At 54.2% G+C, this 21,418-nt stretch carries 23 protein-coding genes and 1 other annotated feature; of the genes, 12 read left to right on the top strand and 11 right to left on the bottom strand.

What is annotated here, in order from left to right; all coding sequences use genetic code 11:
• Window positions 1-84 precede the first annotated feature (84 nt).
• The 5 genes from ymiC to topA form a co-directional block, all read right to left on the bottom strand.
• Window positions 85-183, bottom strand: a complete 99-nt coding sequence (ymiC, locus tag APT89_RS24515; RefSeq protein WP_032644994.1) for a small membrane protein YmiC — start codon at window positions 181-183, stop codon at window positions 85-87.
• A 137-nt stretch (window positions 184-320) separates the two neighbouring features.
• A complete protein-coding gene (locus APT89_RS24445) occupies window positions 321-491 on the bottom strand; it encodes a hypothetical protein (protein ID WP_032644881.1) in 171 nt (56 codons plus the stop codon).
• Window positions 492-493: 2 nt separating this feature from the next.
• Complete coding sequence (locus tag APT89_RS03510) at window positions 494-634, bottom strand: YmiA family putative membrane protein (RefSeq protein ID WP_213743510.1); 141 nt, start codon at window positions 632-634, stop codon at window positions 494-496.
• A 338-nt stretch (window positions 635-972) separates the two neighbouring features.
• Window positions 973-1,947, bottom strand: a complete 975-nt coding sequence (cysB, locus tag APT89_RS03505; protein ID WP_028013403.1) for an HTH-type transcriptional regulator CysB — start codon at window positions 1,945-1,947, stop codon at window positions 973-975.
• A 187-nt stretch (window positions 1,948-2,134) separates the two neighbouring features.
• Window positions 2,135-4,732 (bottom strand): type I DNA topoisomerase, encoded by a 2,598-nt coding sequence (topA, locus tag APT89_RS03500; protein WP_041909639.1) that lies wholly within the window; start codon window positions 4,730-4,732, stop codon window positions 2,135-2,137.
• A 399-nt stretch (window positions 4,733-5,131) separates the two neighbouring features.
• On the opposite strand from topA, the gene APT89_RS03495 reads away from it, so the two are divergent.
• Window positions 5,132-5,383, top strand: a complete 252-nt coding sequence (locus tag APT89_RS03495) for a YciN family protein (RefSeq protein ID WP_003856804.1) — start codon at window positions 5,132-5,134, stop codon at window positions 5,381-5,383.
• 34 nt (window positions 5,384-5,417) lie between these two features.
• Here the strand turns inward: APT89_RS03495 and sohB are convergent, their stop codons facing one another.
• Window positions 5,418-6,464: a protease SohB gene (gene sohB, locus APT89_RS03490; RefSeq protein WP_041909637.1), complete on the bottom strand. Its 1,047-nt coding sequence runs from the start codon at window positions 6,462-6,464 to the stop codon at window positions 5,418-5,420.
• 251 nt (window positions 6,465-6,715) lie between these two features.
• On the opposite strand from sohB, the gene APT89_RS03485 reads away from it, so the two are divergent.
• Both APT89_RS03485 and cobO read left to right on the top strand, forming a co-directional pair.
• Window positions 6,716-7,477, top strand: coding sequence for a YciK family oxidoreductase (locus APT89_RS03485; protein WP_028013406.1), 762 nt, complete (start codon window positions 6,716-6,718; stop codon window positions 7,475-7,477).
• Window positions 7,474-8,064, top strand: coding sequence for a cob(I)yrinic acid a,c-diamide adenosyltransferase (cobO, locus tag APT89_RS03480; RefSeq protein ID WP_060571745.1), 591 nt, complete (start codon window positions 7,474-7,476; stop codon window positions 8,062-8,064). Before APT89_RS03485 ends, cobO begins: the two co-directional genes overlap by 4 nt.
• Before the next feature lie 35 nt (window positions 8,065-8,099).
• Here the strand turns inward: cobO and rluB are convergent, their stop codons facing one another.
• The 3 genes from rluB to rnm form a co-directional block, all read right to left on the bottom strand.
• Window positions 8,100-8,975, bottom strand: coding sequence for a 23S rRNA pseudouridine(2605) synthase RluB (rluB, locus tag APT89_RS03475; protein ID WP_060571744.1), 876 nt, complete (start codon window positions 8,973-8,975; stop codon window positions 8,100-8,102).
• Between the two features lie 97 nt (window positions 8,976-9,072).
• Window positions 9,073-9,693, bottom strand: a complete 621-nt coding sequence (locus APT89_RS03470; RefSeq protein WP_003856793.1) for an L-threonylcarbamoyladenylate synthase — start codon at window positions 9,691-9,693, stop codon at window positions 9,073-9,075.
• Window positions 9,690-10,571 carry an RNase RNM gene (gene rnm, locus APT89_RS03465; protein WP_028013409.1) on the bottom strand — a complete coding sequence of 294 codons (882 nt, stop codon included), beginning with the start codon at window positions 10,569-10,571 and terminating at the stop codon, window positions 9,690-9,692. Before rnm ends, APT89_RS03470 begins: the two co-directional genes overlap by 4 nt.
• A 139-nt stretch (window positions 10,572-10,710) precedes the next feature.
• Here rnm and trpL point away from each other — a divergent pair, with 139 nt between their 5' ends.
• From trpL to APT89_RS03435, 7 genes are all read left to right on the top strand, one after another.
• A complete protein-coding gene (trpL, locus tag APT89_RS24775; protein ID WP_106993556.1) occupies window positions 10,711-10,755 on the top strand; it encodes a trp operon leader peptide in 45 nt (14 codons plus the stop codon).
• Window positions 10,732-10,825 (top strand) — a sequence feature (Trp leader region). (Overlaps the previous gene by 24 nt.)
• 25 nt (window positions 10,826-10,850) lie before the next feature.
• Entirely contained in the window at window positions 10,851-12,413 is a 1,563-nt protein-coding gene (locus APT89_RS23785) for an anthranilate synthase component 1 (protein WP_041909632.1), read from the top strand.
• A complete protein-coding gene (trpD, locus tag APT89_RS03455) occupies window positions 12,413-14,008 on the top strand; it encodes a bifunctional anthranilate synthase glutamate amidotransferase component TrpG/anthranilate phosphoribosyltransferase TrpD (protein WP_060571743.1) in 1,596 nt (531 codons plus the stop codon). The genes APT89_RS23785 and trpD overlap by 1 nt, the downstream gene beginning before the upstream one ends.
• Before the next feature lie 3 nt (window positions 14,009-14,011).
• A complete protein-coding gene (trpCF, locus tag APT89_RS03450; protein WP_048956175.1) occupies window positions 14,012-15,370 on the top strand; it encodes a bifunctional indole-3-glycerol-phosphate synthase TrpC/phosphoribosylanthranilate isomerase TrpF in 1,359 nt (452 codons plus the stop codon).
• Between the two features lie 10 nt (window positions 15,371-15,380).
• Entirely contained in the window at window positions 15,381-16,574 is a 1,194-nt protein-coding gene (gene trpB, locus APT89_RS03445; RefSeq protein ID WP_028013413.1) for a tryptophan synthase subunit beta, read from the top strand.
• Complete coding sequence (trpA, locus tag APT89_RS03440) at window positions 16,574-17,383, top strand: tryptophan synthase subunit alpha (RefSeq protein WP_045630542.1); 810 nt, start codon at window positions 16,574-16,576, stop codon at window positions 17,381-17,383. Before trpB ends, trpA begins: the two co-directional genes overlap by 1 nt.
• Window positions 17,384-17,690: 307 nt before the next feature.
• The gene (locus APT89_RS03435; protein WP_060571742.1) at window positions 17,691-18,824 is read left to right on the top strand and encodes an acyltransferase family protein; all 1,134 of its coding nucleotides are present in this window, start codon (window positions 17,691-17,693) and stop codon (window positions 18,822-18,824) included.
• A gap of 102 nt (window positions 18,825-18,926) precedes the next feature.
• Here APT89_RS03435 and APT89_RS24335 read toward each other — a convergent pair whose 3' ends face one another.
• The gene (locus APT89_RS24335) at window positions 18,927-19,178 is read right to left on the bottom strand and encodes a hypothetical protein (protein WP_131728583.1); all 252 of its coding nucleotides are present in this window, start codon (window positions 19,176-19,178) and stop codon (window positions 18,927-18,929) included.
• Between APT89_RS24335 and yedE the strand changes: the two genes are divergently transcribed.
• Together yedE and yedF are read left to right on the top strand one after the other, a co-directional pair.
• Entirely contained in the window at window positions 19,177-20,388 is a 1,212-nt protein-coding gene (gene yedE, locus APT89_RS03430) for a selenium metabolism membrane protein YedE/FdhT (RefSeq protein ID WP_060571741.1), read from the top strand. The genes APT89_RS24335 and yedE overlap by 2 nt on opposite strands.
• Window positions 20,385-20,618 carry a sulfurtransferase-like selenium metabolism protein YedF gene (gene yedF / locus APT89_RS03425; protein ID WP_045260667.1) on the top strand — a complete coding sequence of 78 codons (234 nt, stop codon included), beginning with the start codon at window positions 20,385-20,387 and terminating at the stop codon, window positions 20,616-20,618. Before yedE ends, yedF begins: the two co-directional genes overlap by 4 nt.
• Window positions 20,619-20,661: 43 nt before the next feature.
• Here the strand turns inward: yedF and ompW are convergent, their stop codons facing one another.
• Complete coding sequence (gene ompW, locus APT89_RS03420) at window positions 20,662-21,294, bottom strand: outer membrane protein OmpW (protein ID WP_045260668.1); 633 nt, start codon at window positions 21,292-21,294, stop codon at window positions 20,662-20,664.
• Window positions 21,295-21,418: the final 124 nt, after the last annotated feature.

The following is a 21,418-nucleotide window of genomic DNA, read 5'->3' as shown; positions in this document are numbered from 1 at the left end:
TTGATAACAACCCAAATTGATAAATTTAGGAATGGTCCAGAGGAGGATAAAACAAAAAACCCCGCCGCAGCGAGGTTTTGTGATTTAGTGGACGGCCAGCCAGATGAGCTGACTCCAGAACAGAATCGACAGGGTAAAAACGCCGATCCATGACCAGTATTTTTGAGACATCATGTTATTCATCATAGGGACACCAGGCATTATTTATTAAACATTCCGAGGCAGGTCCTCGTGCTATATTGCTGATGTGTATTTATTAAAGAGTACAAAGGCGCATAGTCATTATTCAGACTAACTGCATCATTACGCAATAAACTAAATTATTGTTTTTTGGGTTCGTCTTCTGCGAACACATCAATAAAAGCCTGCTGCTGCGGCGTCAGTTTCCAGGATGCTGGCACTGCTGTGGCAGGCGCTTTGCGTCCTTTGTGAACAGTGTCATGATGCTGACACATCCGCTTTGCCGTTTCTGTACGTACCGTCACTGCCATATTCAACCCCAATATTTCCAGGCCAGGAGAGCAACCATCACCCAGAACAGGGCGGAAACGAGAAAGACCGCCAGCCAGGCTTTACGCTTGAGCGCAGGATCCCTTTGCGGTTCTTCACTTCCTGAAGGCATTGCTAACCTCATACAATCGATATCGCTTATCATTTAGGACCAAACAATTGGTACAATTAATCATCTGTTGAGATAAATCCTAAAGAAACTTTAGCCGAAAAGCCAGTGAATTTACGCATCAAGAGGCATGAAATATTCAATCTTTTGACCAGAAATAAATATTTGAAAAGAAAAATTTGCGTAGCCGTTAATTAGTTTCTATTTTTGTCGCCAATTCACGACATTAAAGCCACACAAATTAAAAGGATAATGACAATATATGGCAGGGGAAGTGCAGATGATGATAATTCTAATTTAGCTTTAAGCCGATATTTCGGTATCTTTCCCTCAGGGAAAGATACCGGGTGTGATTATTTTTCGGGGAGTTTGATATCTTTAAACATCTCTTCGATATCTTCATTTGATCGTAATGCCACGGCGGTATCCACCACGTCACGCGTTAAATGCGGTGCAAAGCGCTGAATAAAATCATACATATAGCTTCGCAGGAAGGTACTGCGGCGGAAGCCAATTTTTGTCGTGCTGTGGCTGAAAATATCATGCGCATCAAGACGCACCAGGTCAGGGTCTGACACCGGGTCGACCGCCATGCTGGCGATCACCCCTACCCCCAGGCCAAGCCGTACATAGGTCTTTATGACGTCGGCATCGGTGGCGGTAAAGACAATCCGCGGCGTTAACCCGGCCCGGTTGAAGGCGGTATCAAGCTCAGATCGTCCGGTGAAGCCAAACGTGTAGGTGACCAGAGGATATTGCGCCAGCTCTTCGATTGACACCGACCCTTTGCCCGCCAGCGGATGATCCGGGGTCACCACAATGGAGCGGTTCCAGTGATAGCACGGCAGCATGACCAGATCGTCATAGAGATGGAGCGCTTCCGTCGCGATGGCAAAATCTGCATTGCCCTTCGACACCGCCTCCGCAATTTGCGTCGGCGATCCCTGGTGCATATGCAGGGAGACGCGCGGATAACGCTCGATAAAGCCCTTGATAACGCCCGGTAGCGCATAGCGCGCCTGGGTGTGCGTCGTGGCAATATACAGCGAGCCTTTATCCGGCCAGGTATGTTCCCCCGCCACAGACTTAATCGCATCGACTTTGGAAAGGACTTCCCGCGCAATACGGATGATTTCCTGCCCCGCTGGCGTTACCTGGGTAAGGTGCTTACCACTGCGGGCGAAAATCTGAATACCTAATTCATCCTCCAGCATGCGAACCTGCTTGCTGATGCCCGGTTGCGAGGTATATAGCCCCTCGGCGGTGGAAGAGACATTAAGGTTGTGATTCACCACCTCAACGATATAACGAAGCTGTTGTAATTTCATGCCAGACCATCCGATTTAGCGCACGCGGTCAATCGCTTAAGACGATTTGATAATAAAAAAAGGGTTAACTATAACCACTATATCACTTATAGCCTGACTGTATAGTACGGAACAAAAAATAATAATAAAGTAATAAAAAAGGGCCGGAAGTCCGGCCCTTTCACGGGTAAGCTACGGTTAAGAAAGATTATTTCTTGCCTTCAACCCATTTTCCATCGACAAAGAAGGCGGACCATCCGGTCGCTTTACCCTCTTTCTCTGCCGCAACGTACTGCTGCTTCGTTTTACGGCTAAAACGGACCACCGTCTTATTGCCTTCAGGATCCTGCTGTGGCGCATCGGCCAGATAACGCAGCTTCTCAGGCAGACGATCGCGGAAGCGATGCAGCTCTTCCACCAGCGGGGCGCGCGTTTCACGCGATTTCGGGAAGGTGTTGGCGGCCAGGAAGACACCTGCGGCACCATCACGCAGCACGAAGTACGCGTCGGATTTTTCACACGGCAATTCTGGCAGCGGAACCGGATCTTCCTTCGGCGGAGCAACCTCACCATTGCGCAGAATTTTGCGCGTGTTCTTACACTCGTCGTTGGTGCAGGCCATGTACTTACCGAAACGCCCCATTTTCAGGTGCATCTCAGAGCCACACTTCTCGCACTCCACAATCGGACCGTCATAGCCTTTAATGCGGAACTCACCCTCTTCGATCTCATACCCGTCGCACGTTGGGTTGTTACCACACACGTGCAGCTTGCGTTTAGGATCGATCAGATAGCTGTCCATCGCCGTGCCGCATTTTTTGCAGCGGCGTTTCGCGCGCAGGGCGTTGGTTTCCGCATCATCACCTTCCAGCACGTTGAGAACTTCGTTCTCCGGCACCAGGTTGATGGTTGTTTTGCAGCGCTCTTTTGGTGGCAGCGCATAGCCTGAACAGCCAAGGAACACGCCCGTTGTCGCAGTACGGATCCCCATCTTGCGGCCGCAGGTCGGGCAGTCGATGCTGGTCAGAACCATCTGGTTAGGCAGCATGCCGCCCTCTTCAGGATCTTTCTCCGCTTTCTCAAGCTGGTTGGTAAAGTCGCTGAAGAAGCTATCAAGAACCTTCTTCCACTCCGCCTTGTGACTGGCCACTTCGTCGAGGCTGTCTTCCATCTGCGCGGTGAAATCGTAGTTCATCAATTCGCGGAAGTTAGCTTCCAGACGGTCAGTGACAATCTCACCCATTTTTTCGGCATAGAAACGGCGGTTCTCTACGCGAACGTAACCGCGGTCCTGAATGGTCGAGATGATTGACGCGTAGGTTGACGGACGGCCAATCCCGCGTTTTTCCAGCTCTTTAACCAACGACGCTTCACTAAAGCGCGCAGGCGGCTTGGTGAAGTGCTGGGCCGGAACCAGGTCGACAAGCGACAACTCGTCGCCTTTGTTTACCGCAGGCAGCGTACGGTCTTCATCACCTTTACGCAGCGCAGGCATCACTTTCGTCCAGCCGTCGAAACGCAGAATACGACCGCGTGCCTTGAGGCGGAAGTCGCCCGCGCCAACGGTCAGCGTAGTGGAATCATATTTCGCTGGCGTCATCTGACACGCGACAAACTGACGCCAGATCAGCTGATACAGCTTCTGGGCGTCGGCTTCCATATCCTTCAGCGACTCGGCTAAAACAGAGACATCAGAGGGACGAATCGCTTCGTGCGCTTCCTGAGAATTCTCTTTGCTGGCGAACTGGTTGGCGCTTTCCGGCAGGTATTTTTTACCGAAGTTGTCGCTGATGTAGCCGCGCACCATGTTCACCGCGTCCTGGCTCAGGTTGGTGGAGTCAGTACGCATGTAGGTGATGTAACCCGCTTCATACAAGCGCTGGGCCATCATCATGGTTTTCTTCACGCCGTAACCCAGACGGGTGCTCGCCGCCTGTTGCAGTGTGGACGTGATAAACGGCGCGCCAGGCTTGCTGCTGGTCGGCTTATCTTCGCGTTCCAGTACCTGATAGCGCGCTTTTTCCAGCAGCGCCACGGCGGCCATGGTCTGATCGCGGTTTTCAGGACGGAAAGGCTTATCGTTGTGATGGCTTACCTGCAGCGGCAGCGCATCACCGCCCGGGGTGGTGACATTGGCGTCAACTTCCCAGAACTCTTCCGGCACGAAGGCTTTAATTTCGCGTTCACGCTCAACGACAAGACGCACGGCTACAGACTGCACGCGTCCTGCAGACAGGCCGCGGGCAATCTTTTTCCACAGCAGGGGAGAAACCATGTAGCCCACAACGCGGTCCATAAAGCGACGCGCCTGCTGGGCGTTCACACGGTCGATATTCAGCTCGCCCGGCTTCTCAAACGCCTGACGAATCGCATTCTTTGTAATTTCGTTAAACACTACGCGGCTGTAGCGTTTGTCATCCCCGCCGATCACTTCCCGCAGGTGCCACGCAATGGCCTCCCCTTCGCGGTCAAGGTCGGTTGCGAGATAGATGTGGTCTGCTTTTTCAGCCAGCTGCTTCAGCTCGTTAACGACTTTTTCTTTCCCGGGCAGCACTTCATATTGTGCATCCCAGTTGTGCCATGGGTTAACACCCATGCGGTTGACAAGCGCGCTACGTTCATCCTTTTTAGGCTTTTTAGCCCCTTTGGTGGAGGTAGAGTCTGCGCTCTTTTTGCTGGCTGAGCCACTGGTCGGCAAATCGCGGATGTGACCAACGCTGGACTTAACCACGTAGTCATTACCCAGATACTTATTGATCGTTTTGGCTTTTGCCGGGGACTCAACGATGACGAGAGCTTTACCCATATTCACCTTTACCTAATTTAATTCTTCCAGGAATACGCCGCACGTTGATTTCCCTTCCGCTGACGACGAGCCAATGATATTGCGACTGCGTCAGGGGATATCAACCCCTATGTCTTACCGAACGTCAGAATGGCGACATCCAGGTCATTGAGTTTTCGGGTATTTTTCTCACATCTCGTATAATTCGTGACGAATTCCCGGTCGAATGTCAAGCAATTCTGTTGCCAGAATGACGAAAGCGCACACTCTACCTGATAAAATTCGTTACGCAACTTTATTAGCATGCAAAAGCAAATCCCGCCAACCTGCCCTCTGCATCTTATCCCCTCACATTACAGGGAAAATTTGCCCCCAAAGCGCCCCCGGCGTAGACTATTGTCACTGTTTAAGGAGTGGATTATGCAGAATACGACCCAACCCATTGACCGAGCCTCTCTGCTTATCGAAGCAAACAAGCTTATTCGTGACCATGAAGATACGCTGGCAGGCATTGAAGCCACCGGCGTTGAGCAACGTAATGGCGTGCTGGTTTTCAGCGGCGAATACTTCCTTGACGAGCAGGGGTTACCGACCCCGAAAAGCACTGCCGTGTTTAATATGTTTAAATACCTGGCGCATACGCTTTCAGAGAAATATCACCTGGTCGATTAATGCAAAACGCGAGGCATATGCCTCGCGTTTTTGTTTACAGCAGCGGTTTTTGTCCGCGCTGTAGCCAGCGAAGCAGCAGGCGGTCCGCGCTTTCCGCCGCACTGTTGGTAAAGCGGTCCATCAGCCGTTTGCGCTGCGTAAAGCGCACGCCTACCAGTTCCCGGCCTTCCATCAGGTTGAGCAGCAGGTCATCACTGGTACCTACTTCATCCACCAGCCCTTTTTCCTGCGCCTGGATGCCGTACCAGTGCTCACCGGTCGCCACCTGTTCAATATCCAGTGTTGGGCGCATGCGATGTACGAAGTCTTTAAAGAGATGGTGAGTTTCATTCAGATCTTCACGGAATTTTTGGCGCCCCTCTTCCGTGTTTTCCCCCAGCAGCGTCAGGGTGCGTTTGTACTGACCCGCCGTGTGAAGTTCGATATCAATCTCTTTATTTTTCAGGAAGCGGTTAAAGTTAGGGATCTGTGCGACCACGCCAATGGAACCTATGATGGAAAACGGCGCCGCAACGATTTTGTCCGCCACGCAGGCCATCATATAGCCGCCGCTCGCCGCGACTTTATCTACCGCCACGGTAAGTGGGATCTGCTTCTCGCGCAGACGCTGCAGCTGTGAAGCGGCCAGCCCGTAACCGTGTACCACCCCGCCCGGGCTCTCAAGACGCACCACCACCTGATCCTGCGGCGTTGCTACGGCCAGAACCGCAGTCACCTCTTCGCGCAGCGAAGCGACTTCATGCGCATCCATGCTGCCTTTAAAATCGAGCACATAGACGCGGGGTTTTGCGTCGCCCTGCGGCGTCGCGAGCTTTGCCTTCGCCTTCGCGGCTTTGGCTTCCTGCTTGTGTTTTTTCTTCTGGGCTTTCAGCCACAGCTTCTGCTGATGGCTATCGAGCAGCGAGAGGGACATCTCTTCCTGCATCTCTTTATACTGCTCGCTCAGGCGGGTGATGCGTAACTCCCCACGCTGACGCTTGCGCTGCGTCAGGTTGACAATCAGAACGGCAACCACGGCAATGGCAATCACCACCGTCGCGATTTTGGCCAAAAACAACCCATATTGAGAAAGTAATTCCACGCGTTCCACCTTGATTTAACCACGAATCTTTCACGGCAGTGTACAACAGCCCTGCCCCTGCGTCTCGCCCGTGACATTACCTCTGCGAGCCGTCTTCAGGAATCCCCGCGCTGCGGTTTAAATATTTGCAAATTGTTAATTTTGCAGCAATGCGTCCTGTAGACTGATTGAATTCTCACGCTAATTCGGGCATAAAGCCGAAAAGTCATTATGAAGGCGTGATTGAGACACCGTGCGCCTGAGGAGTCACCGTGCATTATCAACCGCAAAAAAACCTGCTGCAGAACCGAATCATTCTTGTCACCGGCGCCAGCGATGGTATTGGTCGCGAAGCGGCCCTGACGTACGCTGAATATGGCGCAAGCGTAATTCTGATTGGGCGTAACGAAGAAAAGCTCAAAGGGGTCGCTCAGGAAATTGAGGCCGCAGGCGGGACACCTGCCCCCTGGTACACGCTCGATTTGCTGACCTGCACCCCAGCGCTCTGCCAGGAGCTTGCTCACCGTATCAGTACCCACTACCCACGTCTTGACGGCGTACTGCACAACGCCGGTTTGTTAGGTGAAGTGCGTCCAATGGATGAACAGGATCCTGAAATCTGGCAGCAGGTAATGCAGGTTAACGTTAACGGTACTTTTTTCCTCACGCAGGCCTTGCTTCCTTTATTACTCAAATCCGAGTCTGGATCTCTGGTCTTCACCTCTTCCAGCGTAGGCCGCGAGGGACGCGCAAACTGGGGGGCTTATGCTGTCTCAAAATTCGCGACCGAGGGCATGATGCAGGTGCTGGCGGATGAGTATCAGAGCCGCCATCTGCGCGTAAACTGCATTAATCCGGGGGGTACGCGCACCAGCATGCGCGCCAGCGCGTTCCCGACGGAAGATCCGCTGAAGCTGAAAACCCCGGCAGACATTATGCCGCTCTATCTCTGGCTGATGGGCGACGACAGCCGCCGCAAAACCGGAATGACCTTTGATGCCCAGCCGGGCCGCAAACCGGGAATTTCGCAATGAGTGAAGAACGTCATCAGCAGCGACAGCAGCGTCTGAAGGAACAGGTTGACGCGCGCGTCGCGGCAGCTCAGGAGGAGCGTGGGATCGTCATCGTTTTTACCGGCAATGGTAAAGGCAAAACTACTGCCGCGTTTGGCACCGCTACGCGCGCCGTCGGCCACGGGCAAAAAGTGGGGGTCATCCAGTTTATCAAAGGGGAATGGCCCAACGGTGAGCGTAATTTGCTTGAACCTCACGGCGTTGAGTTTCAGGTGATGGCGACCGGGTTTACGTGGGATACGCAGAACCGGGAAACCGATACCGCAGCCTGTCTGGCCGTCTGGGAGCACGCTAAAAGAATGCTGGCCGATCCCTCGCTGAATATGGTGCTACTGGATGAGATCACCTATATGGTCGCCTACGACTACCTGCCGCTGGAGGAGGTGCTGGATGCACTGAAGAGCCGCCCTGCGCACCAGACGGTTATCGTTACAGGTCGTGGGTGTCATCGTGAGATTCTGGAGCTGGCAGATACTGTCAGCGAGCTGCGTCCGGTCAAGCATGCGTTTGATGCAGGCATCAAAGCACAAATTGGCATTGATTACTAAAGAAAAAGCCCGGTGAATTCACCGGGCTTTTTCGATTAACCGTTGTTATTCCGGCTGCCAGAGCGACGATTGCTGTTCACCTGGCTGTGGCGTTTCACCGCACGACGGATCTGATTCGCCTTCATACGACGACGATCTTTCTCCACCGCCACTTTAGAAGTGGTTTCCGGCGTCAGGCCAACCAGCTCGCGCAGGTAGTTAGTCTGGGTAAGATCCAGCTCGGTATAACCACCGCGCGGCAGACCTTTCGGCAGCAGAATGTCGCCGTAGCGAACGCGGATCAGGCGGCTAACCTGCACGCCTACCGCTTCCCACAGACGACGCACCTCACGGTTACGGCCTTCGGTCAGGGTAACGTTGTACCACTGGTTAATCCCTTCACCACCGGTAAATTTGATGGTTTTGAACGCCGCAGGGCCGTCTTCCAGCTGCACGCCACGCGACAGATCGCGCAGTTTAGTTTCATCGACCTGGCCGAAGACGCGAACGGCGTATTCACGCTCAACTTCACGGCTTGGGTGCATGAGACGGTTTGCCAGTTCACCATCGGTGGTGAACAGCAGCAGACCGCAGGTGTTCACGTCCAGACGACCCACCGCAATCCAGCGGGCGCCGCGCAGTTTTGGCAGACGGTCAAACACCGTTGGACGACCTTCCGGGTCGTTGCGCGTACACAGCTCGCCTTCCGGCTTGTAATACGCCAGCACGCGGCAGATCTGTTCCGCGGACTCTTTCACGGAGATAAGATGACCGTCAATGCGGATCTTGAGCCCCGGTACGATTTCTACGCGGTCACCCAGCGTGGCGATTTTACCGTCCACACTCACGCGGCCCGCTTCTATAATGGCTTCGATTTCACGGCGTGAGCCGTGGCCGGCACGCGCCAGCACTTTCTGTAACTTCTCGCTCATTGAGCTTCCTCAGGTGTCGCCTTCACAGGCGTCGAATCAGGTCAAAAGCAGAGCCGAGCCCTGCTTTGATGGCCGCGTAGTATATCTGCTTACACCTTTACAAGAAAGGCTTAACATCACCCACGCCTTCACGAATCACTTCAGGCGCGTCTTCGGTCAGATCCACAACGGTAGTCGGCTGCTGGCCGAGATAACCGCCGTGAATAATCAGCTCCACTACCTTCTCCAGACGATCTTTTATCTCCTCCGGATCGGACTCGGTAAACTCGCTGCCCGGCAGCATCAGCGAGGTGGAGAGCATCGGCTCGCCGAGGGTTTCCAGCAGCGCCTGGGCAATCGGGTTCGACGGCACGCGCATGCCGATAGTCTTACGCTTTTCCTGCAGCAGGCGACGCGGCACCTCCTTCGTCCCTTTCAGAATAAAGGTGTAGTTGCCCGGCGTATTGTTCTTAATCAGGCGAAACGCCACGTTATCAACATACGCATAGGTCGACAGCTCAGAGAGATCGCGGCACATCAGGGTAAAGTTATGGCCGTCCGGCAGCTGACGAATACGGCAAATGCGTTCCATCGCTCCTTTATCTTCAATTTTACAGCCCAGCGCGTAGCCGGAATCGGTCGGGTAGACTATCACGCCGCCTTTGCGGACGATCTCCACGGCCTGGTTAATCAGACGTGGCTGCGGATTGTCCGGATGGATATAGAAAAACTGACTCATACTTCCCTCTCTTCAATTTGCTGCGGCTGCTCCCAGAGCTGCCAGACCGGCTCAACGCCAGCGGGTAGCCAGAGCTTGCGTCCCAGCTCGATCCACGCGCAGGGCTGGTGGAAATCAGAGCCCTGTGACCCTAGCAGGCCAAACTGGCGGGCGTAAGTCGCGAGCTGCGCGCGCTCGTTGGGCGCCTGCTGACACTGGGCGACTTCCATCGCCTCGCCACCGCATTCGGCAAAGTGCGCCAGCAGCCGTTTCAGCCATTTAGCAGAAAGATTATACCGCCCCGGATGGGCCAGCACGGCCTTACCGCCAGAATGATGAATGACATCAATAGCTTGTTTTATTGTACACCACTGTGGCGGAACGTATCCGGTTTTCCCGCGCGCCAGATACTTTTTAAAGACATCCGCCATGGTCGTCGCTTTGCCCGCTTCAACCAGAAAGCGGGCGAAATGACCGCGGGTGACCGCCCCGCCGTTCGCCAGCTTTTGCGCACCTTCCAGCGCGCCCGGAATATGCGCCTTCTCCAGGCGCTCGCCGATCATCTCCGCGCGCTGGTTGCGGCGCGTTTTTTGTTCTTGCAAAAAGGCAAGAAGTGCCGGATGTTCTATATCAATGTTCAGGCCAACGATATGAATCTCATGGTTTTCCCAGACGGTCGAGATCTCGACGCCGGGCACCAGATTCAGCGCCAGCCCGCTGCGGGCAATCTCGGCGCGCGCTGCCGGAATGGCGTCGGTGGTATCGTGATCGGTTATCGCCAGCGTGCCGACACGCATTTCAACCGCGCGATGAACCAGGGCTTCGGGTGTCAGCAGGCCATCAGAGGCCTGAGTATGGCTATGTAAATCATAAATAATCGCGTAGGTAGTATCGCTCAAAGCACTTCCCATAACAGGTTGGAGACATCCGAAAACGCCATGATACCGACTTAACGTGAAATTCTGAAATCAAGGGTTGACAATACGCCATCGAACCAGTTAACTAGTACGCAAGTTCACACGAGAAAGGTATCTGAAAATGACAGCACATTTCACTCTGCACGGTTGGTGGCGCACTTCCTGATCTTCGGGCAGTGTCACGCGTCTGCGAAATGCAAACAGATACCCGCCCGCTACCCAGCGGGCTTTTTTTTGAACAGAATAAATGAGAATCACAACATGCAAACAGCCAAACCTCATCTCGAACTCTTGACCTGCGAGGCGGTCTATCGCCACAACCCGACCGCGCTGTTTCATCAGGTGTGCGGTGCGCGTCCGGCGACGCTGCTGCTGGAGTCTGCGGATATCGACAGCAAGGACGATCTGAAAAGCCTGCTGCTGGTCGACAGCGCGCTGCGCATTACCGCGTTAGGTGACACCGTCACCATTAAGGCGCTCTCTGATAATGGCGCATCGCTGCTGCCGCTGCTGGATGCGGCTCTGCCCGCGGGCATCGACAATGAACGTCACCCGGACCTGCGAATTCTTCATTTCCCGCCAGTAAGCCAGCTGCTGGACGAAGACGCGCGCCTCTGCTCGCTGTCCGTGTTCGATGCCTTCCGCCTGCTGCAAAATCTTATCACCGTGCCGGAAGATGAGCGCGAAGCAATGTTCTTCGGCGGGCTGTTTGCTTACGACCTGGTCGCCGGTTTTGAAGATTTGCCGGAAACCGAGCAGGGCAACCGCTGTCCGGACTACTGTTTCTACCTGGCCGAAACCCTGCTGGTGATCGACCATCAGAAAAAATATACCCGCATCCAGGCAAGCCTGTTCACGCCGTCTGCGTCTGAGAAAAACCGCCTTGAGCATCGCATCGCTCAGCTCCAGCAGCAGATGACGGAAGCGCCGCCTGCACTGCCGGTACAGCACGTGGAAAAAATGACATGCGACGTTAACCAGACCGACGATCAATACGGGGCCGTGGTTCGCCAGATGCAAAAGGCTATTCGCGCCGGGGAGATTTTCCAGGTTGTGCCGTCCCGCCGTTTCTCGCTGCCCTGCCCGTCACCGCTGGCGGCTTACGACGTGCTGAAGAAGAGCAACCCGAGCCCATATATGTTTTTTATGCAGGACAATGATTTCACGCTGTTCGGCGCCTCGCCGGAAAGCTCGCTGAAGTACGACGCCACCAGCCGCCAGATTGAGATCTACCCGATTGCGGGCACCCGTCCGCGTGGCCGTCGTGCCGATGGCTCGCTGGATCGCGATCTGGACAGCCGCATCGAACTGGAAATGCGAACCGACCACAAGGAGCTCTCCGAACACCTGATGCTGGTTGACCTGGCGCGTAACGACCTGGCGCGCATTTGCACCCCGGGCAGCCGCTACGTGGCAGACCTGACCAAAGTTGACCGTTACTCCTTCGTGATGCACCTGGTCTCCCGCGTGGTGGGTGAACTGCGCAGCGACCTCGACGTGCTGCACGCCTACCGCGCCTGCATGAATATGGGCACCCTGAGCGGCGCGCCGAAGGTGCGCGCCATGCAGCTTATCGCCGAAGCGGAAGGACGTCGGCGCGGGAGCTACGGCGGCGCGGTAGGTTACTTCACCGCACACGGCGACCTTGATACCTGCATCGTGATCCGCTCCGCCTACGTCGAAGACGGTATTGCCACCGTTCAGGCCGGCGCCGGGATTGTTCTTGACTCTGTTCCGCAGTCTGAAGCTGACGAAACCCGCAGTAAAGCACGCGCGGTATTGCGCGCCATCGCTACCGCACACCACGCACAGGAGATTTTCTGATGGCTGACATTCTGCTGCTCGATAACATCGACTCCTTTACCTACAACCTGGCAGATCAGCTGCGTGCGAATGGTCACAACGTCGTTATCTACCGCAACCACGTTCCGGCTCAGACCCTGATTGACCGTCTGGCGACCATGCAAAACCCGGTACTGATGCTCTCTCCGGGGCCGGGCGCGCCGAGCGAAGGGGGCTGTATGCCCGAACTGCTGACCCGTATGCGCGGCAAGCTGCCGATTATCGGTATCTGCCTTGGTCACCAGGCAATCGTGGAAGCCTACGGCGGTTACGTCGGCCAGGCGGGCGAGATCCTGCACGGAAAAGCCTCCAGCATTGAACATGACGGCCAGGCAATGTTTGCCGGGCTGCCGAATCCGCTCCCGGTCGCGCGCTATCATTCGCTGGTCGGCAGCAACATTCCGGCCGGGCTGACCATTAACGCCTCGTTTGAAGGGATGGTGATGGCGGTACGCCACGATGCGGATCGCGTCTGCGGGATGCAGTTCCACCCGGAATCTATTTTGACCTCCAATGGCGCCCGCCTGCTGGAGCAGACCCTTGACTGGGCGTTACAGAAGCTGGAGCAGACCAACACCCTGCAGCCGATTCTGGAAAAACTGTATCAGGCCCAGACCCTGAGCCAGCAGGAGAGCCACCAGCTTTTTTCCGCCGTGGTGCGCGGCGAGCTGAAGCCTGAGCAGTTGGCCGCTGCGCTGGTGAGCATGAAAGTGCGCGGCGAAAGCCCGCAGGAGATCGCCGGTGCGGCCACCGCGCTGCTGGAAAATGCCGCTCCGTTCCCGCGCCCGGACTATCAGTTTGCCGATATCGTCGGGACCGGCGGTGACGGCAGCAACAGCATCAATATTTCGACCGCCAGTGCCTTTGTCGCCGCAGCGTGTGGACTGAAAGTGGCAAAACACGGTAACCGCAGCGTCTCCAGCCGTTCAGGCTCGTCCGATCTGCTGGCCGCGTTTGGCATCAATCTGGAGATGAATGCCGAGCGTTCGCGTGAAGCGCTGGACGATTTGGGCGTCTGCTTCCTGTTTGCGCCGAAATATCACACCGGTTTCCGCCACGCGATGCCGGTTCGCCAGCAGCTTAAAACCCGCACGCTGTTTAACGTGCTCGGCCCGCTGATCAACCCGGCCCATCCGCCGCTGGCATTAATTGGCGTTTACAGCCCTGAGCTGGTCCTGCCGATTGCCGAGACGCTGCGCGTGCTGGGTTACAAACGCGCCGCCGTGGTGCACAGCGGCGGAATGGATGAAGTTTCGCTGCATGCGCCGACGCTGGTGGCCGAGCTTAACGATGGTGAAGTACTCAGCTATCAGCTTGAGGCGTCTGATTTCGGCTTAACGCCGTACCATCAGGAAGCGCTGGCAGGCGGTACGCCGGAAGAAAACCGTGACATTCTGACGCGCTTACTACAAGGTAAAGGTGAGGCCGCTCATGAGGCCGCCGTGGCTGCCAACGTCGCCATGCTGATGCGTTTGCACGGTGAGGAAGACCTGAAGGCCAATGCTCAAAAAGTTCTGGATGTACTGCGCTCCGGTGCAGCTTACGATCGCGTTACCGCACTTGCGGCAAGAGGGTAAAGAATGCAGACCGTTTTAGCGAAAATCGTTGCCGATAAGGCCATCTGGGTGGAAGCACGCAAAGCAGAGCAGCCGCTTGCCAGTTTCCAGAATGACGTCGTCCCAAGCAGCCGTCGTTTCTATGACGCCCTGCAGGGTGCACGTACCGCCTTTATTCTGGAGTGCAAAAAGGCCTCTCCCTCAAAAGGCGTTATTCGTGACGATTTCGACCCGGCGCGTATCGCCGGTATTTATAAGCATCATGCGTCGGCAATCTCCGTGCTGACGGATGAGAAATATTTCCAGGGCAGCTTCGATTTTCTGCCGATCGTCAGCGGCATCGCACCGCAGCCGATCCTGTGCAAAGACTTTATTATCGACCCGTATCAGATCTGGCTGGCGCGTTTCTACCAGGCCGATGCCTGCCTGCTGATGCTCTCGGTACTTGATGACGAACAGTATCGCCAGCTTGCTGCCGTGGCGCACAGCCTGAACATGGGCGTGCTGACCGAAGTGAGTAACGAAGAAGAGCTTGAGCGCGCCATCGCGCTGGAAGCCAAAGTGGTCGGCATCAACAACCGCGATCTTCGCGACTTGTCGATTGACCTGAACCGCACCCGCCAGCTGGCGCCGCGTCTGGGTGCGGGCGTCACGGTGATCAGCGAGTCCGGCATTAACAGCTACGCCCAGGTGCGCGAGCTGAGCCACTTCGCCAACGGTTTCCTGATTGGCTCCGCCATGATGGAACATGACGACCTCAATGCGGCTGTGCGTCGCGTGCTGCTGGGTGAAAACAAAGTCTGCGGCCTAACCCGCGAACAGGATGCGCTGGCCGCGTATGAGGCTGGAGCAATCTATGGCGGTTTAATCTTCGTCGACACCTCTCCTCGTGCAGTCAATGAGGAACAGGCCCGCAAGGTCATCGCGGCGGCCCCGCTGAGCTATGTTGGCGTGTTCCGCAATGCGGATGTCGCGGACGTTGTGGCAAAAGCCGACGCGTTATCCCTGAGTGCCGTTCAGCTCCATGGCGATGAAGATCAGGCGTATATCAATGCCCTGCGAGACGCGCTGGCACCGCAGGTTCAAATCTGGAAAGCACAAAGCGTGGGCACCACCCTGCCCGCACGTAATCTTCACCACGTTGACAAATACGTGCTCGACAACGGCCAGGGCGGCACCGGACAACGTTTTGACTGGTCGCTGCTGAACGGCGAAAAGCTGGACAACGTCCTGCTGGCGGGTGGACTAAGCCCGGATAACTGTGTGGAAGCCGCGAAAACCGGCTGCGCAGGCCTCGATTTCAATTCAGGCGTAGAGTCGCAACCGGGTATCAAAGATGCCAGCAAGCTGGCCTCGGTGTTTAAAACTCTGCGTGCATATTAAGGAAGAGAAGATGACGACATTACTTAACCCGTATTTTGGTGAATTCGGCGGGATGTACGTTCCGCAAATCCTGATGCCCGCGCTGCGCCAGCTGGAAGAAGCGTTCGTGAGCGCGCAGAAAGATCCGGCGTTTCAGGCGGAGTTTACCGACCTGCTGAAAAACTACGCCGGGCGTCCAACCGCTCTGACCAAATGCCGCAACCTGACCGAAGGCACCAAAACCACGCTGTATCTTAAGCGTGAAGACCTGCTGCACGGCGGCGCGCATAAAACTAACCAGGTGCTGGGCCAGGCGCTGCTCGCGAAGCGTATGGGTAAAACCGAAATCATCGCCGAAACTGGCGCGGGCCAGCACGGCGTGGCTTCTGCGCTCGCCAGCGCCCTGCTCGGCCTGAAGTGCCGCATCTATATGGGTGCTAAAGACGTTGAGCGTCAGTCGCCGAACGTATTCCGTATGCGCCTGATGGGTGCGGAAGTGATCCCGGTGCACAGCGGTTCTGCGACGCTGAAAGATGCCTGTAACGAAGCGCTGCGCGACTGGTCCGGCAGCTACGAAACCGCGCACTATATGCTCGGCACCGCGGCAGGTCCTCACCCGTTCCCGACCATCGTGCGCGAATTCCAGCGCATGATTGGTGAAGAGACCAAAGCGCAGATCCTTGAAAAAGAGGGTCGTCTGCCGGATGCAGTCATTGCCTGCGTCGGCGGCGGGTCTAACGCCATCGGCATGTTTGCCGATTTTATCGACGAAACCCGCGTAGGGCTGATTGGCGTCGAGCCTGCCGGTCATGGGATTGAAACTGGCGAGCACGGCGCGCCGCTGAAGCATGGCCGCGTGGGGATCTACTTCGGCATGAAAGCCCCGATGATGCAGACCGATGAAGGGCAGATTGAAGAGTCTTACTCAATTTCCGCCGGACTGGACTTCCCGTCCGTTGGGCCACAGCACGCGTTCCTGAACAGCACGGGGCGCGCGGACTATGTCTCCATTACCGATGACGAAGCGCTGGAAGCCTTCAAAACGCTGTGCCGCAGCGAAGGGATCATCCCGGCGCTGGAGTCTTCTCACGCGCTGGCGCACGCGCTGAAAATGATGAAAGAGAACCCGGAAAAAGAGCAACTGCTGGTGGTGAACCTTTCCGGTCGCGGTGACAAAGATATCTTCACCGTTCACGATATTTTGAAAGCACGAGGGGAAATCTGATGGAACGCTACGATAACGTATTTGCAGAACTGAAATCCCGCCAGGAAGGCGCGTTCGTCCCCTTCGTTACCCTTGGCGACCCGGGCCCTGAGCAGTCTCTGAAGATTATCGACGCCCTGATTGAAGCCGGCGCCGACGCGCTGGAGCTGGGTATTCCGTTCTCCGATCCGCTGGCGGATGGCCCGACCATCCAGAACGCCACCCTGCGCGCCTTTGCGGCAGGCGTGACCCCAACCCAGTGCTTTGAAATGCTGGCGGCGATCCGCCAGAAGCACCCAACCATTCCAATTGGCCTGCTGATGTACGCCAACCTGGTGTTCAACCGTGGTGTTGACGAGTTCTATGCCGAATGCGCGCGCGTGGGTGTCGACTCGGTCCTGGTAGCAGACGTGCCCGTGGAAGAGTCCGCGCCGTTCCGCCAGGCTGCGATGCGTCACAATGTCGCCCCTATTTTCATCTGCCCGCCTAACGCCGATGATGAACTGCTGCGCCAGATAGCCTCTTACGGGCGCGGGTATACCTATCTGCTTTCGCGCGCGGGCGTGACTGGCGCCGAGAATAAAGCTGCACTGCCGCTGCATCATCTGGTGGAAAAGCTGGCCGAGTACCATGCCGCGCCTCCGCTGCAGGGCTTTGGGATTTCATCTCCCGACCAGGTCACGGCGGCGATTGAGGCTAACGCAGCCGGTGCAATCTCAGGCTCCGCTATCGTTAAAATCATTGAGAAGAACGTGGACAAGCTAGAGCAAATGCTGGCTGAGCTGAAGGCGTTTGTGACTGCCATGAAGGCGGCGACGCGTAAAGCCTGACCCCTCCACCGTCTGGCATCCCTGCCAGACGGTTGCCCTCTTTTTTACACTTCCTTTTGTTTTACAGCGTTCCACTCCAATGAAATAAACGGAACATAAATACTGAATTGCACTTATCAACAGATTAGCGAGAAAAAAGCTGACGACATAGCGTCATGCGGTGCCGCGGGGTATAGAAATCAACCAATTTTCAAGGGATTAAATGTGATACATCATCTCGACGATAATAAGAAGCAATGCTAGAATGGCATCGAGGTCAGGTAAAGCCTTCCAATTATATCTATACAAATATCCGTAAGGTTTGAAGATGGATTTATACTTTTCGATTTACTTAGTTTTCACATGCTTAGCCTTGGCAATTGTGATTTTTAGCCTACCGCTATTCAAATTTATAGATGAAGATACTGAACCGACAAGGTCAAACAGTATAGATGGTATGAGATACGTCCTTGCCTCATTTGTCATATTTCATCATATGGATTGTGCTTACACATTTATTAAAAAAGGCAATTGGACTCCGACATCAGACTTGTTGCTCTATTTTGGGCGATACGGGGTTGCTTTATTTTTTATGATTACAGCTTTTTTGTTTTGGGGGAAAATCAGAAAAGCAAATGAAGTGGATTGGATTGAATTATATAAAAAACGCCTTTACAGAATTGCACCGCTATCCGTATTTTGCTCCATAGCGGCTCTATCTTTACTTTTCTTATTAACCGAACGAAATGAATTTTCTCTTAGTGTAATAAACAACACGCTTTCCTGGTTTGATTTGGGACTCTGGAATGACAAACCGCCGGTCACTACTTTCCAGTATCCTTTTATGGCTCTGGCTGGGGTGACGTGGACACTGCGCTGGGAATGGATTTTCTATTTCTCTCTTCCGTTGTTATATATGTTCAAAAAATGGTCCTTTGAATTAACCATTTTTCTTTTTGCCTTCTCCGTATATTTTCTTCCAGGCTTTACGAACGATTCATCTTTGTGGTCTTATTTTTTCATCGGAATGTTATGCCGGGAAATCAAAGACAGAATAGTCATAACAAAAAAACTGGCCAATGCTGCTTTGATTTGCACGATTCTTATAACCCTGTTAGCGCAACCAACACTTTACGGTCCTTCTGAGAAACTATTCCTCTGCGCGATATTCTTTTCAGTAGTTTCAGGCGCGAATCTTTTTGGTTTTTTAATTACCAAAGCAGCCATTCGTCTCGGTGCAATAAGCTACAGTTTATATTTGACGCAAGGGTTGATTTTATTCCCTTTAATCCTTCACTTCAAAACAAACAATGAACCAGAGTTAAATTTTCATACTTTTGTGATCTTAGTCTTATGCTACGCGGCAATATGCCTTCTATCTTCCATTACTTACCACTTTATTGAAAGACCTTTCATAAAGAAAATGAGCATTAGTAGCATAAAGAAAGTATACGAGAAATAATCATCTCCGGCGCGCAGGCGCCGGAGATTAAAGTCATTATTATATGATTCATTGGTTTTATTTTTATGATATACCATGGCAGGTGTTTCTAACCCCTGAGATTTAAGCCCCCCTCTCAGGCGTTAGACTCACTTTGTTACACCACGCCATCCAACGGTTATCTTTTGGAGCAAGCTTGAAAGTAAATGTTGAGAATATACGGTTTACAGTGAGTTGCAAGTTTCGATGACGGAGGTCATAAAAGGTGTAAGTAATTGGAAAATCTCTGTTGAGAACTTTTAGATATTTAGAAAAAGATATATATTCCAGTCCGCTTAATTCACTTACACCTTCTGAGTTCAGAGGCTTATTCATGTCATGGCAATCCTTCAAACAGACTTACCTGGTTAAGTTCTGGTCACCTGTTCCGGCCGTCATCGCGGCAGGCATTCTCTCTACTTATTATTTCGGCATTACCGGCACCTTCTGGGCCGTCACCGGTGAATTCACCCGCTGGGGTGGGCAACTGCTGCAGCTCGCAGGCGTGCACACCGAAGAGTGGGGATACTTCAAACTTATTCACCTGGACGGCACCCCGCTTACCCGCATCGACGGAATGATGATTATCGGCATGTTCGGCGGCTGTTTCGCTGCGGCGCTGTGGGCAAACAACGTTAAGCTGCGCATGCCCAAAAGCCGCGTTCGCATCATGCAGGCGGTAGTCGGGGGTTTGATTGCCGGGTTTGGCGCCCGCCTGGCGATGGGCTGTAATTTGGCCGCGTTCTTTACGGGGATTCCGCAGTTCTCCCTTCATGCCTGGTTTTTTGCCGTGGCCACGGCGATTGGCTCTTACTTCGGAGCAAAACTCACCCTTCTGCCGCTGTTCCGCATTCCGGTGAAAATGACAAAAGTCAGCGCGGCGTCCCCGCTAACCCAAAAACCGGAGCAGGCAAAGCGCCGTTTCCGCCTGGGTATGCTGGTCTTTTTAGCTATGATCGCATGGGCCATTTGCACGACGATCAATCAGCCGAAGCTTGGCCTGGCGATGTTGTTCGGCGTCGGCTTTGGCCTGCTGATCGAACGCGCGCAGATCTGCTTTACCTCTGCGTTTCGCGATATGTGGATCACCGGAAGGACGATGATGGCGAAGGCAATCATTGCCGGCATGGCGGTGAGCGCTATCGGCATTTTCAGCTATGTTCAGCTCGGTGTTGAACCGAAGATCATGTGGGCTGGCCCGAACGCGGTGATTGGCGGTCTGCTGTTTGGCTTCGGGATTGTGCTGGCGGGCGGGTGTGAAACCGGCTGGATGTACCGCGCGGTTGAGGGACAGGTGCACTACTGGTGGGTCGGGCTTGGGAATGTCCTTGGATCCACACTCCTCGCATACTTCTGGGACGACGTGTCCCCGGTGCTTGCCACAAACTGGGACAAGGTTAACCTGCTGAGCGCTTTCGGTCCTCTCGGCGGCCTGCTGGTGACTTATGCCCTGCTGCTGGTCGCTTTTTTACTGGTTGTCGCGCAGGAGAAACGCTTCTTCCGCCGTGCCGTCGTCAAAACTGAAACGCAGGAGAACGCTGCATGAAAGAGATCGTCCCCGACTATCGTCTGGATATGGTCGGTGAACCCTGCCCGTATCCGGCGGTTGCCACGCTTGAGGCGCTGCCGCAGCTGGAGAAAGGTGAAATTCTGGAGGTGGTGAGCGATTGTCCGCAATCCATCAACAACATTCCGCTGGATGCAAAAAACCACGGTTATACGGTGCTGGATATCCAGCAGGACGGGCCAACCATTCGCTATTTGATTCAGAAGTAATAGACGAAATGCGCCCCCTCGGGGGCGCATTAAACATACAGAATTAGAAACGATAACCCGCAGAGAACATAAACACCCACGGATCCAGACGCGTATTGATGCTTTGCTGCTCGCCGCCCGCCTTGAAGCGTACGTCCGTATCAATATCCATATACCAGACCGAGGCGTTGATCAGCCAGTCGCGGTTAATCAGATAGTCCAGACCAACCTGCCCAGCCATACCCCACGAGTCTTTCAGGCTGAGATCGGAGAGTCCTGCTTCTTTGCCGGTATCGTTGAATTTCTCATCGAAGAAGGTGGTGTAGTTCACACCCGCGCCAATATATGGACGCACCTTGCTGCTGGCATCGCCAAAGTACCATTGCGCCATCAGCGTTGGCGGTAAATGGTGAACCGTGGCGATATCACCGGTCGCACCAAGACCGACACGGTGACGGAACGGCGTTGCCGCCAGAAGCTCAACCCCAACGTTATCCGTCGCCATCCAGGTGAATGTTAAACCTAACTGGGTGTTGTTACTGACGTTAAAACCGCCCATACCCAGCACGTTATCCGATCCTTCAGTTGGGCGAACCGTAGCCGAACCGGCACGAATAAAGAATTCGCCTGCTTCATGCGCATACGCGCCGCCAGAGAGACTGCTTAATACAAGGGCTGCCACCGCTAATTTTTTCATATCCGCTCCATCGTTGTGGTTTTAATCGCGGATGAGAATATACTCACAAAAGAGTAATAAGTGATCTGCCACAGATCACATTAAAACCAGTAAGTTAACATTCATTGATCTGGGTTAATTTTTT

This window comes from Enterobacter sp. 50588862 (genome assembly GCF_001462935.1).
In the GTDB taxonomy this organism is placed as follows: Bacteria; Pseudomonadota; Gammaproteobacteria; order Enterobacterales; family Enterobacteriaceae; genus Enterobacter; species Enterobacter bugandensis.
Note: the sequence above shows the minus strand (reverse complement) of the source record. Positions and strands in the feature narration are given on the sequence as shown.

Excerpts from the sequence above, each read along its gene's own strand:
- ompW (WP_045260668.1), bottom strand. The coding sequence starts at position 21,294 with ATGAAAAAATTAGCGGTGGCAGCCCTTGTATTAAGCAGTCTCTCTGGC.
- ymiC (WP_032644994.1), bottom strand. The coding sequence starts at position 183 with ATGAATAACATGATGTCTCAAAAATACTGGTCATGGATCGGCGTTTTT.
- trpD (WP_060571743.1), top strand. The coding sequence starts at position 12,413 with ATGGCTGACATTCTGCTGCTCGATAACATCGACTCCTTTACCTACAAC.
- APT89_RS24335 (WP_131728583.1), bottom strand. The coding sequence starts at position 19,178 with ATGAATAAGCCTCTGAACTCAGAAGGTGTAAGTGAATTAAGCGGACTG.
- topA (WP_041909639.1), bottom strand. The coding sequence starts at position 4,732 with ATGGGTAAAGCTCTCGTCATCGTTGAGTCCCCGGCAAAAGCCAAAACG.
- trpCF (WP_048956175.1), top strand. The coding sequence starts at position 14,012 with ATGCAGACCGTTTTAGCGAAAATCGTTGCCGATAAGGCCATCTGGGTG.
- yedF (WP_045260667.1), top strand. The coding sequence starts at position 20,385 with ATGAAAGAGATCGTCCCCGACTATCGTCTGGATATGGTCGGTGAACCC.
- APT89_RS03435 (WP_060571742.1), top strand. The coding sequence starts at position 17,691 with ATGGATTTATACTTTTCGATTTACTTAGTTTTCACATGCTTAGCCTTG.
- trpB (WP_028013413.1), top strand. The coding sequence starts at position 15,381 with ATGACGACATTACTTAACCCGTATTTTGGTGAATTCGGCGGGATGTAC.
- APT89_RS03495 (WP_003856804.1), top strand. The coding sequence starts at position 5,132 with ATGCAGAATACGACCCAACCCATTGACCGAGCCTCTCTGCTTATCGAA.
- trpA (WP_045630542.1), top strand. The coding sequence starts at position 16,574 with ATGGAACGCTACGATAACGTATTTGCAGAACTGAAATCCCGCCAGGAA.
- APT89_RS23785 (WP_041909632.1), top strand. The coding sequence starts at position 10,851 with ATGCAAACAGCCAAACCTCATCTCGAACTCTTGACCTGCGAGGCGGTC.
- APT89_RS03470 (WP_003856793.1), bottom strand. The coding sequence starts at position 9,693 with ATGAGTCAGTTTTTCTATATCCATCCGGACAATCCGCAGCCACGTCTG.
- cysB (WP_028013403.1), bottom strand. The coding sequence starts at position 1,947 with ATGAAATTACAACAGCTTCGTTATATCGTTGAGGTGGTGAATCACAAC.
- APT89_RS24445 (WP_032644881.1), bottom strand. The coding sequence starts at position 491 with ATGGCAGTGACGGTACGTACAGAAACGGCAAAGCGGATGTGTCAGCAT.
- yedE (WP_060571741.1), top strand. The coding sequence starts at position 19,177 with ATGTCATGGCAATCCTTCAAACAGACTTACCTGGTTAAGTTCTGGTCA.
- rluB (WP_060571744.1), bottom strand. The coding sequence starts at position 8,975 with ATGAGCGAGAAGTTACAGAAAGTGCTGGCGCGTGCCGGCCACGGCTCA.
- APT89_RS03510 (WP_213743510.1), bottom strand. The coding sequence starts at position 634 with ATGAGGTTAGCAATGCCTTCAGGAAGTGAAGAACCGCAAAGGGATCCT.
- cobO (WP_060571745.1), top strand. The coding sequence starts at position 7,474 with ATGAGTGAAGAACGTCATCAGCAGCGACAGCAGCGTCTGAAGGAACAG.